This window comes from Pseudomonas putida group bacterium ESBL64, from assembly GCF_045277175.1.
Classification (GTDB): domain Bacteria; phylum Pseudomonadota; class Gammaproteobacteria; order Pseudomonadales; family Pseudomonadaceae; genus Aquipseudomonas; species Aquipseudomonas alloputida.
The window spans coordinates 2,679,676-2,693,907 of record NZ_CP145799.1 but is presented as its reverse complement, the minus strand read 5'-3'; the positions used below and the strand labels follow the sequence as shown (position 1 = coordinate 2,693,907).

10 protein-coding genes are annotated in these 14,232 nt (G+C 61.8%); 1 reads left to right on the top strand and 9 read right to left on the bottom strand.

Going from position 1 to position 14,232, the window contains the following annotated elements; all coding sequences use genetic code 11:
• Nucleotide 1: 1 nt before the first annotated feature.
• The 7 genes from V6093_RS12305 to V6093_RS12275 all read right to left on the bottom strand — a co-directional run bounded on the left by V6093_RS12305 (nucleotide 2) and on the right by V6093_RS12275 (nucleotide 6,872).
• A complete protein-coding gene (locus V6093_RS12305) occupies nucleotides 2-337 on the bottom strand; it encodes a GlpM family protein (RefSeq protein WP_010952237.1) in 336 nt (111 codons plus the stop codon).
• 24 nt (nucleotides 338-361) lie between these two features.
• Complete coding sequence (locus V6093_RS12300; RefSeq protein ID WP_003254975.1) at nucleotides 362-1,690, bottom strand: sigma-54 dependent transcriptional regulator; 1,329 nt, start codon at nucleotides 1,688-1,690, stop codon at nucleotides 362-364.
• Complete coding sequence (locus tag V6093_RS12295; RefSeq protein WP_179052734.1) at nucleotides 1,687-3,591, bottom strand: ATP-binding protein; 1,905 nt, start codon at nucleotides 3,589-3,591, stop codon at nucleotides 1,687-1,689. Before V6093_RS12295 ends, V6093_RS12300 begins: the two co-directional genes overlap by 4 nt.
• A gap of 68 nt (nucleotides 3,592-3,659) precedes the next feature.
• A complete protein-coding gene (locus V6093_RS12290; protein WP_014589904.1) occupies nucleotides 3,660-4,394 on the bottom strand; it encodes an amino acid ABC transporter ATP-binding protein in 735 nt (244 codons plus the stop codon).
• Nucleotides 4,391-5,062: an amino acid ABC transporter permease gene (locus V6093_RS12285; protein WP_003254970.1), complete on the bottom strand. Its 672-nt coding sequence runs from the start codon at nucleotides 5,060-5,062 to the stop codon at nucleotides 4,391-4,393. The genes V6093_RS12290 and V6093_RS12285 overlap by 4 nt, the downstream gene beginning before the upstream one ends.
• Nucleotides 5,063-5,809 (bottom strand): amino acid ABC transporter permease, encoded by a 747-nt coding sequence (locus V6093_RS12280; RefSeq protein ID WP_016488794.1) that lies wholly within the window; start codon nucleotides 5,807-5,809, stop codon nucleotides 5,063-5,065.
• Nucleotides 5,810-5,954: 145 nt separating this feature from the next.
• Entirely contained in the window at nucleotides 5,955-6,872 is a 918-nt protein-coding gene (locus V6093_RS12275; protein ID WP_047605032.1) for a glutamate/aspartate ABC transporter substrate-binding protein, read from the bottom strand.
• Between the two features lie 332 nt (nucleotides 6,873-7,204).
• On the opposite strand from V6093_RS12275, the gene V6093_RS12270 reads away from it, so the two are divergent.
• Nucleotides 7,205-11,527: an NEL-type E3 ubiquitin ligase domain-containing protein gene (locus V6093_RS12270; RefSeq protein WP_323055205.1), complete on the top strand. Its 4,323-nt coding sequence runs from the start codon at nucleotides 7,205-7,207 to the stop codon at nucleotides 11,525-11,527.
• 27 nt (nucleotides 11,528-11,554) lie between these two features.
• Here V6093_RS12270 and glpD read toward each other — a convergent pair whose 3' ends face one another.
• Both glpD and glpR read right to left on the bottom strand, forming a co-directional pair.
• The gene (gene glpD / locus V6093_RS12265; RefSeq protein WP_003254964.1) at nucleotides 11,555-13,093 is read right to left on the bottom strand and encodes a glycerol-3-phosphate dehydrogenase; all 1,539 of its coding nucleotides are present in this window, start codon (nucleotides 13,091-13,093) and stop codon (nucleotides 11,555-11,557) included.
• Nucleotides 13,094-13,387: 294 nt separating this feature from the next.
• Nucleotides 13,388-14,143: a DNA-binding transcriptional repressor GlpR gene (glpR, locus tag V6093_RS12260; protein ID WP_265979765.1), complete on the bottom strand. Its 756-nt coding sequence runs from the start codon at nucleotides 14,141-14,143 to the stop codon at nucleotides 13,388-13,390.
• Nucleotides 14,144-14,232: the final 89 nt, after the last annotated feature.

Here is a 14,232-nt window from a genome sequence, read left to right as displayed (position 1 = left end):
ATCAGTGCATCCGCACCCACACAGTCACCAGCACGGTCGCGGCGATCAGCCAGGCCACCGTGGCCAGCGCCATCGAAGCCTCGAGGCGCAAGCGGTCGACCAGTACATACAGGGTTGCCAGGTACACGAAATACGGAATGATCGACCACATGCCAAACAGGATGGTGGTCTTCAGGTCGGCAATGCTGCGCCCCTTGCCGACGATGTAGTGGGCAATCAGGGCGAAGGTGGGGAACAGCGGCACCAGCCCTGCGATGTAGTAGTTGCGCGTTTTCGACAGCACCGCCAGCAACAGCACCACGCCTGCGCCCAGGGCCGCTTTGAATACCAGGTCCACGTTGTTTTCCCGTTTGGGTTCAAGTCAGCCGAGGCCGTATTTTTTCACTTTGTCGAACAGCGTGGTCTTGGCCATGCCCAGCTCCTGGCTGGCCTGGCTCAGGTTGCCGCCCGTGCGTTGCAGGGCATCAGTGAGCAGGTTGCGTTCGAATGCTTCCACCGCCTCGGCAAAAAGCAGGCCTTGGTTGGCACCTCCGCTGGGGCCTTTCTTGAAGGCTGGCAGGCCGAGGGCATAGCGTTCGGCCACGTTGCGCAACTCGCGCACGTTACCCGGCCAGTCATGGGCCATCAGGCGCGACAGGGTCTGACTGTCCAGTGTCGGTGTTTCGCGGTCGAAGCGCAGGGCCGACTGCTGCAGGAAATGTTCGAACAACTGCAGGATGTCTTCACGGCGCTCACGCAGCGGCGGCAGCTCCAGGGTGACCACGTTCAGCCGGTAATACAGGTCGCTGCGGAACTGGCCGCTCTGGCCCAAGGCATCGAGGTCGGCCTTCGTCGCGGCGATCACCCGGCAATCCACCGGGATGCTCTGGTTCGAGCCCAATCGCTCCAGGGTGCGCTCCTGCAGCACGCGCAGCAGCTTGATCTGCAGGTTGATCGGCATGCTCTCCACTTCATCGAGGAACAGCGTGCCGCCATTGGCGTGTTCGATTTTGCCGATGCGGCGTTTGCCGGCTCCGGTGAAGGCGTTGGCCTCGTGGCCGAATATCTCGCTTTCAAACAGGTTTTCCGGCAGGCCGCCACAGTTCAGTGCCACGAACGGGTGGCTCTGGCGACGGCTGAAGTCGTGCAGGCAGCGCGCGACCAGCTCTTTGCCGGTGCCGGTCTCACCTTCGATCAGCACGTTGGCTGAGGTGTCGGCGACGTTGGCGATCAGTTCGCGCAAGTGCTCCATGGCCGGTGAGCGACCAATGATGCGTCCCTCCAGGCTGCTCTGCTCGGCCAGCTGGCGGCGCAGGGCCACCACTTCGCGTGACAGCCCGCGCTGTTCCAACGCGCGGCGCACCACATCGACCAGGCGCTCGGGGGAGAACGGTTTTTCCATGAAGTCGTAGGCGCCGTTACGCATGGCGCCAACGGCCATGTCGATATCGCCATGGCCAGTGATCAGCACCACCGGCAGGCTGCGGTCACGGGCCTTGAGGCGATTGAGCAGCTCCAGGCCATCAATACCCGGCAGGCGGATATCGCTGACGACAATGCCGGCGAAATCGTCGCCGATGCGCTCCAGCGCCTGTTCGGCGCTGCCCACGCCCTCGCAGGCGATATCCTCCAGGGCCAGCGCCTGCTGGCAGCCGAGCAGCACATGCGGGTCGTCTTCGACAATCAGGACGGTAAGAGGCGCTTGGTTCATGGATGCTCTGCCGATTCGCTAGGGGGGGAAACCAGAGGCAAGGCCAGGACGAAGGCTGTGCCGCCGGTGGCGGGATGCTCGACGTTGAGGCTTCCCTTGGCGGCGGCGGCAAGGGAAGCCGACAAGGTCAGGCCCAAGCCCAGGCCATGCTCGCCCGGTTTGGTGGTAAAAAAGGGTTCGAAGAGGTGCTTGCGCGCTTCGGCGTCGATACCGTGGCCGTTGTCGCGCACCTGCAAACGGTACTTGTCGCCCTGCAACTCGCCTTCCAGCCACAGCTCAGGCTGCGGTTGCGCGGCCATCGCGTCAAGGGCGTTGCCGATCAGGTTGACCAGAATCTGCTCCAGGCGGGTCTGGTCGATGGCCAGTTGCTGGTCCTCGAACTGGTGGTGCAATTGCAAGTGACAGGCACTGACGCGGTTGGCCAGCACCTGCAGGGTGGCCTCTACCGCCTTGGCCAGTGAAGCCTGGCCGCTGTCATCGCCGCGCCGGGCGAACGAGCGCAGGCTGGCGGTGATGCGGCCCATGCGGTCGATCAGGTCATTCATGGTGCGCAGGTTGGTGCTGGCGGTTTCCAGCGCCCCGCGCTCAAGGAAGCGCACCGTATTGCCAGACAAGGTGCGCAGCGCAGCCAAGGGTTGGTTCAGCTCGTGGGCAATGCTGGTAGACATTTGCCCGATGGCGGCCAGCTTACCTGCTTGCACCAGCTCATCCTGGGCGTGGCGCAAGGTCTGCTCGGCATGCCGGCGCTCGCGAATCTGGCCCTTGAGGCGTTCGTTGCTGGCGCGCAGGTCGGCGGTGCGTTCGGCAATCCGCCGCTCCAGCTGGCTGTTGGCCTCTTCAAGGGCTTCGCGGGCCGCCAGGCGTGTGGCGATCACTTTGCGCCGCTCGTTCCAGGCAATGCCGAGGATCGCCAGCAAGGCAAAGGCCACGCCCACCAGAATGCCCTGCACCATGGATTCGCGACGCAGGTCCTGCAGTGGGGTCAGCAGGGTGAAATGCCAGGGCGTGTCGACCAGGCGCCTGGTTTGCGCCAGGTAGGCCACCTCGTGCGGTTTGCCATGAGCGGTTTCGGTGTTGGCCGGGAAGGTCAGTTTTTCCACACCATCGGCCAGGGTTTCCCGGGCCAGGGGCTGCAATTCGTTCAGCGGCCACCAGTAGTACTGCAGGCTTCGCGCCAGGCGCTCCTTGATTTGCGGGGTCAGCGGGCGCACCGACTTAAGGCGCCGGGCCGGGTCGCTGGAGAGAATGATGATGCCATTCTCGTCGCTGACGAACGCCTCCAGGCGGGCACGCTGCCAGCGCTCCTCGAGGGTGTCCAGGCGCACCTTGATCACCGCAACGCCTATGATCTTGCCGTGCTCCTCAAGGCCATGGGCCAGGTAATAGCCAGCCTCGCCAGTGGTACTGCCGATGCCGTAGAAACGCCCGGGCTCGCCGCGCACGGCAGTCTGGAAATAGGCGCGGAACGACAGGTCTTCACCCAGGAACGAGTCGGCATCGCGCCAGTTGCTGGTGGCCTGTACCCGGCCATTGGTGTCGAGGACGAAGATGGCCCGACTGCGACTGCGACGGTTCAGGCCTTCAAGGTATTCGTTGACCGTCTGGCGTGAGGCGCCGTCCGGGTCGGTGAGCAGGTGCGAGACGCTGTCTTCCAGCTCCAGCAGGCTTGGCAAGTAGGTGTACTTGCTGATTTCGCTTTCGACCGTGCGTGCGTGCAGCTCCAGCTGGCGTTCGCCGTTTTCGCTGAGGGTGCGGATACCATTGCTCTCGCTGATCAGGTAGCCAGCCATTCCCAGGCCGACCATCATCAGGATGATCAGTGGTGGTAACAGCAATTGACGGATCAGGCGGGAATTCACGGCAGGCTTGGCAGGGCGAAGTAGCGAGGGATCGCATTTCATCACAATGGCCTTGTTACGACCAGCTTCCGCTGCCTGGTGGGGCCGTGGCAGCGGAAGCTGTGGCCGGGTCAGTGTTGCAGGATCTTGCTGAGGAAGTGCTGGGTGCGCTGGTCGCGGGCGCTCTGGTCACCAAAGAACGCTTCCTTGGTGCAGTCTTCGATGATGCTGCCCTTGTCCATGAAGATGACCCGGTTGGCGACTTTGCGGGCAAAGCCCATCTCGTGGGTTACGCACATCATGGTCATGCCTTCGTGGGCCAGTTGCACCATCACGTCCAGTACCTCGCTGACCATTTCCGGGTCCAGTGCCGAGGTGGGTTCGTCGAACAGCATGACGATCGGGTCCATCGCCAGGGCGCGGGCGATGGCCACGCGCTGCTGCTGGCCACCGGAGAGCTGGCCGGGGTGTTTCTTGGCATGGGCACTGAGGCCTACACGCTCGAGCAGCGCCAGGCCCTTCTTGGTGGCTTCCGCCTCGCTGCGGCCCAGCACCTTGCGCTGGGCAATGGTCAGGTTCTCGGTGATGGTCAGGTGCGGGAACAGCTCGAAGTGCTGGAACACCATGCCCACGCGCGAGCGCAGCTTGGGCAGGTTGGTCTTCGGGTCGGCAATCGAAGTGCCATCGACCACGATGTCGCCCTTTTGGAACGGCTCCAGCGCGTTGACGCACTTGATCAGGGTGGACTTGCCCGAGCCCGACGGGCCACAAACCACCACCACCTCACCTTTCTTGACCTCGGTGCTGCAGTCGGTCAGTACCTGGAAGTCGCCGTACCACTTGTTGACGTTCTTGATGGAAATCATACGGTGATCCTTTTTTGCAGGCGCTTGACCAGCCACGAAGCGGAGAAGCTGATGAGGAAGTAGACGACGCCGGCGAAGATCAGGAACTCATGGGAGCGCCCGATGATGTCGCCGTTGGAGCGTGCCGAGTTGAGGAAGTCGACCAGGCCCACGGTGTATACCAGCGAGGTGTCCTGGAACAGGATGATGCTCTGCTGCAGCAGCAGCGGGGTCATCTTGCGGAAGGCCTGGGGCAGGATGATCAGGCGCATGGTCTGCGCGTAGTTCATGCCCAGCGCTTGTGCGGCGCCCATCTGGCCCTTGGAGATCGACTGCACACCGGCGCGGACGATTTCGCAGAAATACGCGGCCTCGAACATCATGAAGGCAACCACGCAGGAGGTGAAGGCACCCACCGGGGTATCTTCGCCGGTGATCCAGCGCAGCACGAACGGGACCGCCAGGTAGAACCAGGTGATCACCAGCAGCAGCGGGATCGAGCGGAAGTAGTTGACGTAGGCGCCGGCCACGTTCGACAGCAGTTTGCTCGACGACAGGCGCATCAGGGCCAGGATGGTGCCCAGCACGATACCGCCGATGACGCCCATGACCATCAGTTTGAGGGTCATGACCATGCCCTCCCAGAGGGCAGGCAGGGCGGGGATGATTTCGCTGAAATCCATTTCCATTTACTTGCCCCCCACGGAGATCAGGCCAGGCACGGCGACTTTCTTCTCGACCATGCGCATGAGCAGCATCAGGCCCATGTTCAGGGTGAAGTAGATCAGCGTGGCCAAAGTGAACGCCTCGAACAGGTTGGCGGAAAACTCTGCGGTCTGTTTGGTCTGCGCCAGCAGCTCCATCAGGCCGATCAGCGACGCCACCGAGGAGTTCTTGAACACGTTGAGGAACTCGGAGGTGAGCGGCGGAATGATGATCCGGTAGGCCTGCGGCAGCAGCACATTGTTGTAGATCTGCGGAAGGCTGAAGCCCATGGCGCGGGCGGCAGCTTCCTGGCCTTTGGGCAGCGCCTGGATACCGGTACGCACTTGCTCACAGACGCGCGCGGCGGTGAACAGGCCCAGGCAGACGACCACACTGATCAGCGCTGAAGTGGTCGGGTTGAGGTCCTGCTTGAACCATTCCTGCAAGCCTTCTGGCAACAGGTCCGGCACCAGGAAGTACCAGATGAACAGTTGCACCAGCAGGGGCACGTTGCGGAACAGTTCCACGTAGGCGGTGGCGATACCCGATACCAGGCGGTTCGGTACGGTACGCATGACACCGAGGAGCGACCCCAGCAGCAGCGCGATGATCCAGGCGGTGATGGCGATGGCGATGGTCCAGCCCAGGCCGGTGATGTACCAGTCCAGATAGGTTTCGCTGCCCACGCCGGTGGACTTGAAGAACACGCCCCAGTCCCAGTTGTAATTCATCGGGATTTCCCCTCAGACGGTTGTTTCACGGGCACCTTCGAGCATCCGGGGGCGCAAGGCGCCCTCGGATGAAAGGTTAGACACTAATGAGTGGCCTGCAGAATTGATTCGTGCTCGTGAGCACCAGGCCACTATTTGCTGAGGATCAGGACTTCTTCTCGTCCGCAGCCTTGTCGGTCGGCTCGGCGATCAGTTTTTTCAGCTCGTCGCTCATCGGGAACTGGAGGTTCAGGCCCTTTGGTGGAATCGGCTGCTGGAACCACTTGTCGTAGCTTTTGTTGACTTCGCCCGACTTGAAGTAGGCCACGATGGCGTCGTCGACCGCTTTCTTGAACGCAGCGTCTTCCTTGCGCACCATGCAGCCGTAGATTTCGTACGACTGTGGCGTACCGGTGATGACCCAGTCGGATGGCTTGCGCGCCTTGGCCATTTCACCGGCGAGCAGGGCGTCGTCCATCATGAAGGCCACGGCGCGGCCGCTTTCGAGCATGTTGAAGGCTTCACCGTGGTCCTTGGCGGAAATCACGTTCATCTTCATCTGCTTGTCGGCGTTCATCGCCTTGAGGATGCGCTCGGAGGTGGTACCGGCGGTGGTCACCACGTTCTTGCCGGCCAGGTCCGGGAAGTCTTTGTATGCAGGCTGACCGTCCTTGACCTTGGTCAACAGGCGGGTACCGACTTCGAAGATGCCGACCGAGAAGCCGACTTGCTGCTGGCGCTCGACGTTGTTGGTGGTGGAGCCGCACTCCAGGTCGACGGTGCCGTTCTGCACCAGCGGAATACGGGTTTGCGAGGTGACCAGGTTGTAACGGACCTTGATGTCCGTGCCCAGTTGCTTTTTCAGCGCGTCGACGACGGCCAGCTGGATGTCATGCGAGTAACCGACGGGCTCGGGTTTGCCGGCCAGGTAGGAAAATGGAATGGAGGAGTCGCGGTGCCCCAGTGTGATGGTGCCCGATTCCTTGATCTTCTTCAGGGTGCCGGTGAGCTCCTCGGCCATGGCCGGCGAAGCGATGACTGCAGCCGCGATGGCTGCGCCCAGCAATTGACGAACGATACGCATCAAATTTTCCTCGACGTGTTTGTTTTTTTTATGGAGCCGTTGGCGGACTCTTCGTTCAACGAATACAGCAAGAAGCGGGTGCATTCGGCTACCAAGTGTAGAGCATGACTCGTGCCAAGCCTTGCTGTCGACCTTAAACCGCTTGTATTGCTCGCGCTTGACAGTCTCGACATCCCTCCGGGGTTCGCCAGGCCGAACAAATAGCGTTTGCTCGTTCGGTTATCCGAACGCATGGGTCGCCGCACATCCAGATATCGCGTGTGGTAACTATGCAGTGCGCGGCAAGGGCGCAGACGTAGTGTGCTCTGCTCTTTGCCTGGAGAGCTCCACAGATGTCACCGCACCGGCCCCCGAACGATTCCATCGATAGCCTGATTGCCCAAAACTTGCCTGGATGGCTAGTCGACCACGCGCAACCGGAAAGGCTCGATGCGTTACGAAACGCCCTGCGGCGGCAGGCGAACTGTAATGCGCGGCTTGGCCCAATCCTCCAGGCCATCCCTTCTTTGCAGGCCTACGCAGCAGCGTTGCTCAAAACGAAACTGCGCAAGAGCGGCTTCAGCAACCCGGACGTGACGGGCTGGAGGGTACGGGTCTCGCAGCGGCTGTTGCTGCCCAGCGCTTCGCCTGTGCTGCTGCGGCCCACCTATGTTCGCCGCTCCAGGCGGTCATTGCTGGAGGCGGCGCTGCATAACTATCATCGCAGGGAGACACGCCCCGGGCTCACGCTCAAAGGTGAACTGGTCGATGGCAACGGTAACCGCCTGCCGATGAGCTTCCACGCGTTTGCCTCCGCATGTCGCGAGGTCGACGCAGGGGGCAAGTACCAGGCGTTGCTCACCCACCATCTACAGCCTGAAGATGGCCCGGAGGATGAGCCGGGCCAGGCCGTTTCCCGCTTGCACGGGCTGTTCGAAGCGAGTTTCAAGGCCCATTTCGAGGTGGCGATGCGGGTCGCTGCGTTGAAACAGGACATTGACGAGCGCACGTATTTTTTTCTGTTGCCGCTTATTGCCGAAAAGCCGGTGGTGCCTGCGCTGGTTGGCACTGTGGTTCCCCGACAGTTGTACCTGCTGGGCCGCCCGGTTCAAGGCGTGCTGACACTGGAAGTGCGTCCGTCAGCTGAGGGCGCAGTGGAGTCGGTGGTGCTCTGGGTACCCGATGACCCTCATCAGCCCGTCTCCCGTCATGCCAGCTGGGATGCACTCGACAAGTACCTCGGTAAGCGCTTCCGTGCGCCGGCCTATCGGCGCTTTTTCGCGCGCTTCATTACCGAGCGTCAGCGCATCAATTTCTATCGGGTATTGAACGAACGGGTCGCGCAGGCATCGGCAGCCGGGGTGGAACTCGACGCCCGTTCTGCACCGATCACTGACGCACCGTTCGTCCACCTGCGCCGGCAACACCTTGCCAAGATCAGGGATGACGCCAAGGTGCTCGCCGTACCCACCGATGTCGAAGATGACGAAGACCGCGAAGCGCGCATGCAGGGCTACAAAGAGCTGGGTATGAACTTGCTGAATGTGGCGGGGGCCTTCGTGCCTGTGCTTGGCGAAGTGCTGCTGGTGGCAAATGCGGTTCAGATTGCTGACGAAGTGTATGAAGGGTATGAAGATTGGCGCATGGGTGATCGCGAAGGGGCGTTGAACCACCTGTTCAACGTTGCCGAGAATGTCGTGCTCGGCGGGATGATCGCAGCCGGCAGCCAAGTGGCCGTGCGTGCCCTTGAGCGTCTGGCCTTCGTGGATGACTTGGCACCGGTGTGCACCTCCGCAGGCAAGGTCAGGCTCATGGCTACGGATCTGCCCGGTTACGATGCCCAACCGTTGCGGGGTGTCGGCGCACAGGAATGGTTGTGGCACCTCGATGAGGGGCGTTATCGGGTGATGGAGGATCCGCAGGATGGTCGCTCCAGGATCCTGCACCCTGGTCGTCCCAGGGCCTACCGGCCGGCGATAGAGCAGAATGGCGCCGGTGGCTGGCGCCATGAACTCGAAACTCCACAGTACTGGGAAGGGCGGGCCAACCTGGTGCGCCGCCTGAGTACGCCCCTGGCAGAGCTACTGGAACCGACATGCGACTACCTGCTCCAGGTGACAGGGCTGAGTGAAGCGCAGATTCGCCGTTTGCACGTTGAGCACATGGGCGCACCTGCACGGTTGCTCGATGCCCTGGAGCTTTATCAGGCACATGAATTACACCCGGACTTCAGCGCGCCGCGACTGGCGCAGTATGTTGCTGATCGGCAAGTGCAGCCCAATGGCATCGAGCGGATATTGCGGCACACTTTCCCCGGCCTGTCGGCTCGCTGTACCCGTGAGCTGCTTCAGCAATGCAGCGGTGCGCAGCTCGATACACTCAGCACCGCGCAGCGGATCCCTTTGGCAGTGGCCGAGCGTGCACGATGGTCGCTGCGCGAAAGCCGTCTGGACAGGGCCTGTGCCGGTTTGCGCCTGCCGCGTTGCGTCAATCCGGACACCGAACGCCTGGCTTTGGGCTTGCTCGAGCGTCAGCTGAAATGGCCGGACACCCTGCGCATCGAACTGCGCGAAGGTAGCCCGAGTGGCCGGTATCTGGCCGGTATCGGCGCAGAGTCTGCGCAGGATGTACGGTGTATCGTGCGCCGCGGCGACGGCTATCGCTACGCCGGTCAAGGTACATCCGGCCCCTACCTGGCGGCACTGTTGGCTGCGCTGGACGAGACGCAGACAGCCGATCTCGGCGATGCCGCTGTCAGTCCAGGCGCCCTGGGCTCGTTGCTGATCGAGGCCGCTGCCGGGGATCGCACCCAAGCGGCTGAGCTCTGTGGCATGCCACGTCTGGGTGTTGGCCTGCGACCCCCGACCCGTTTTGGAGATGGGCGTATCGGGTATGCCTTGAGTGGGCGAGGCGAGAGCAGTCGGCGTGCCATAGGGCGTGGTATTCACCAAGTGTTTCCGACGATGACAGACGGGGAGCTACAAGCCTATCTGCTTGACCTCATGGAGCGGCGAGTAGGGTTGTGGGAGCACTACAGCCAGCTCACGGGGCAGTTGGCGCGCCTGCGTCAGAGCCTGCGCCAGTGGCGCAGGGATGCCAGTAACCCACTGGACGCGCTACGCCGCCGTCGGGTCGCTACTGCCGTACGGCGAAGCTGGCGGCGCAAGATAACCGACGAGGCCGGGGACTACGCGCTGATCATCAGCGGAGAGCGTATCGGGAGTCTGCCCGAATTACCGGAGGGGGTGAGCTTTGATCATGTGCGACGGCTGATCCTCAGTGACCTGGGCCTTGGTGAAATCAATGGGGACTTTCTTCGCCGTTTTCCCAACCTGATTGAACTCGACCTGTCCGGCAATCGCCTGACTGCGATCCCTCACGGCATTGAACATATGCCCCGCCTGCGGCAGCTAAACCTGCGCCGCAACAGCGTGATAATGGATGAGGCCGGTGAATTGCGTCTTGCCGGGATGAGCGCGCTGCGGTACCTGGACCTCAGCCACAACCCGTTGGGAAGGGCGCCGGTACTGACGCGCCTGGGCAATTTGCGTGAAGTCAATCTGCGCTCTGCTGGCCTTGAAGCGTTGCCTGAGCGGATTTCATTTCGTGCCCACATAGACTTGCGTAACAACAACATTCGCACACTGCGCCGAGAGTTGCAGCAGCTGCGCCTGCAGGTGCACCAGTTGTCCTTGCACGATAATCCACTTGGCGAAGCTGACGCATTGCTGCTTGATGAGGCACGAGGTGTAACCCCAGGGCAGTGGGGGTCAGCGTCCGCACGCCATCGCGCCATTGACAGTGACCTGTTCAATACCTGGGCCAACAGCACAGCCGACGCTGAACGTGATCGCCAGCAGGCCATATGGACAGCGCTGCTTGAGGAACCGCACTCAGATGGAATGTTCCGCTTTCTGGCAGACTTCGTTCACGGCGAGGACTTTGAGCAGCACCCTGGGCATTACCGCAGCCGAATCTGGCGAATTCTGGAAACGTGTGAGCAGCACGAGCAGTTGCGTCATCAGTTGTTTCTCGAGGCATCTGGTCCCCGCAGTTGTGAAGACCGGCTGCTGCTGTTGCTGGAGCAGATGGAGCTTGGGGTTCTGGTGCTGCGCGCCGTCGAAGACGCGCATGGCAGTCGGATGGAAGCTCGCTTGCTAAGCCTGGCGCGTGGTTTGTTTCGCCTGGACGAGGTCGACCGTCACGCGACGTTGCACGTGCAACGCATGCATGCCGAGCACGCCCCTCATGTCGATGAAATCGAGACACGGCTTTTTTACCGACAGCGGCTTGCGCGTCCGTTGGGCTTGCCGATCGAGCTCGACGAAATGCACTACCCAGGTTTTGCAAACGTAACCACCAGCGATGTGTTGCGGGTCCAGGACGCGGTTTTGCAAACTGAGACGACGGATGCCCTGATAGCCTCGTTGGCACAGCGGCCTTTCTGGGAGCAATACGCGCGAGAGTTTCATGCGCAGCGATTTGAAGAACTGGTACAGCCACTGCACCAGCGCATGGAGGCCCTACAGGTTCAGGTAGATGAGCAAGTGATCAACGAAAGCGAGTTTCTGCAACGCTGTGAAGCACTGAAGACTGATTACGATCGCAGTGAGCGGGCATTGCTGGCGCGGTTGGCGCGGGAAGCCTACGAGCGCTGGGCGAATACGCCCCCTTGACGGATCAAGAGGGCTTCACCGTCGGTATCAGGCTGCGCGGCTATTCGCGCGCACCTTGCGGGCTTGCTGCAGATACGCCTCCAGGGCCATCTGCTCCTGTGCGGTCAGCGACAGGCCCAGCTTGGTGCGACGCCAGATAATGTCAGCGGTTTGCTCTGCCCATTCCTCCTCCAGCAGGTAGTCCACCTCGCGGGTGAACAGCCCGGCCCCGATAGCCTGCCCGAGGTCTTCGGGGCCGTGAACGCCATCGAGCAGTCGCCACACACGGCTGCCATAGGTGAGCACCCAGCGTTTGGCCAGGTCGACAGGCAACCAGCCGCAACGTGCCAGTACGGCATCGATCAGCGCCTGTACCGTTGTCATGCCCTCTGCGCCCGGCAGTGGCGCACTGGCGGTCCAGGGGCCGCGCATCTGGGTGAAGAAGGGCTTGAGTTCAGCCATGGCCGATTCGGCCAGCTTGCGGTAGGTGGTGAGCTTGCCACCGAACACCGACAGCAGCGGTGCCTGGCCAGCTTCTGCCGAAAGGGCGAGTGTGTAGTCCCGGGTCACCGCCGAAGGGTTGTCCGACTCGTCGTTGCACAGCGGCCGAACGCCGGAGTAGGTATGCAGGATGTCGGCTTGGCTCAGTTGGTGGTTGAAGTGCTCGTTGACGACCTTCAACAGGTAATGTGTTTCCTGCTCGGTAATGGCGACCGCGGCCGGGTCGCCGCTGTATTCCCGGTCAGTGGTGCCGATCAGGGTAAAGCGGTCCAGGTACGGGATGCAGAAGACGATGCGCTGGTCTTCATTCTGCAGAATGTAGGCATGTTCACCTTCATACAGGCGCGGCACGATAATGTGGCTGCCCTGGATCAGGCGGATGCCGTAAGGCGCATCGAGCTTGAGGTCGTCCTTGATGAAGCTGGCCACCCACGGGCCGGCGGCGTTGACCAGCGCGCGGGTATGGATCGTCTGGAGGCTGCCGTCGGCGTGCTGCAGTTCTACCTGCCACAAGCCCTCTACACGTTCGGCGCGCAAGCAGCGGGTGCGGGTGTGGATGTGTGCGCCCAGCTCACGGGCCGCCATGGCGTTGAGTACTACCAGGCGGGCGTCATCGACAGCGCAGTCGGCGTATTCGAAGCCGCGGGTGATTGCCGGCTTCAGCGGGTAGCCCGGGCCGAAGCGCAGGCTACGCGAGGCGCCCAGGCGCTTGCGCTTGCCCAGGTGGTCGTAGAGGAACAGGCCGGCGCGGATCATCCATGCAGGGCGCAGGTGCGGGCGGTGCGGAAGCACGAAGCGCATAGGTTTGACGATGTGCGGGGCCTTGGCCAGCAGCACTTCGCGTTCAGCCAAGGCCTCGCGTACGAGGCGAAACTCGTAGTGCTCCAGGTAGCGCAGGCCACCGTGAATCAGTTTGCTGCTGGCTGACGACGTGTGTTGGGCCAGGTCGTCTTTTTCGCAAAGGAAGACCTTCAAGCCGCGACCAGCGGCGTCGGCAGCGATGCCCACGCCATTGATGCCACCGCCGATCACGACAAGGTCATAGCAGTCGGCTGTTGGGGGCTGGGACGAAACTGGCTGGGACACGGGCAAGGCCTCCTGGGGCTGTTCACATCGAATATGAACATTGATGTTCGTTTGCGAAAATATTAGCGCAACAGAAAGCCGGTCGCCAGTCAGTCTCCATAGAAAAAACTGATCAAATGACAACGAAGTGAACATTTCCGAAAATTTAGGGGGTGGCTTTGGTTATGGGGGGCGCTGTCTCAGGCATAACTGGCCCGAAACCGATGCAGGCGCGAGCCACGCTCGCGATGCGCCGCGCGGGCCGCACTTGATCTCACGGCCGCCACACATCTGGCGGCATGCACCCACCAGCCCTCAAACCACCTCAAGCCTGATCTTGTTCTGGTTCAACAATTGGGTAAGGGGTGGGGTTGGTGTCTGGTCGGTCACCAGGCAGTCGACCAGGTCGATCGAGCCCAGACGCACCATGGCATTGCGCCCGAACTTGCTGGAATCGGCCGCGAGGATCACTTGCCGGGCATTGGCGATGATGGCTTGCGACACCCGCACTTCCTGATAGTCGAAATCGAGCAGGCTGCCATCCTCGTCGATACCGCTGATGCCCACCAGGGCGAAGTCGACCTTGAACTGGTTAATGAAATCGACACTGGCCTGGCCGACTACACCACCATCACGGCGTACCGTGCCACCCGCCACCAGCACTTCGAAATCGTCCTTGGCGGCCAGGATCGCCGCCACGTGCAAGTTATTGGTGATGACTTTCAGGTGGTTGTGGTTGAGCAGCGCCCGTGCGATCGATTCGGTGGTGGTGCCGATGTTGATGAACAGCGACGCATGGTCGGGAATCTGCCGGGCTACGGCGTCGGCAATGCGCTGCTTTTCGTCGCGCATCTGGTCGGCACGCATGGCGTAGGCGGTGTTCTCGATGCTCGAATCGTAAGCCGCGCCGCCGTGATAACGACGCAGCAGGTTGAGCTCGGCAAGCTGGTTGATGTCGCGTCGGATGGTCTGGGGAGTGACAACGAACAGCTGCGCCATTTCCTCGATACTGACATAGCCGCGTTCGCGTACCAGTTCGAGGATTTGTTGTTGGCGAGGGGGCAGATTCATGGGCGGTCCTTTGGGGCTGCCGGACAAATTCTGCAATGATGCCGTAGGAAGGGGATGACGGCCAGTGGACGATTGGGGCCGCATGGCGG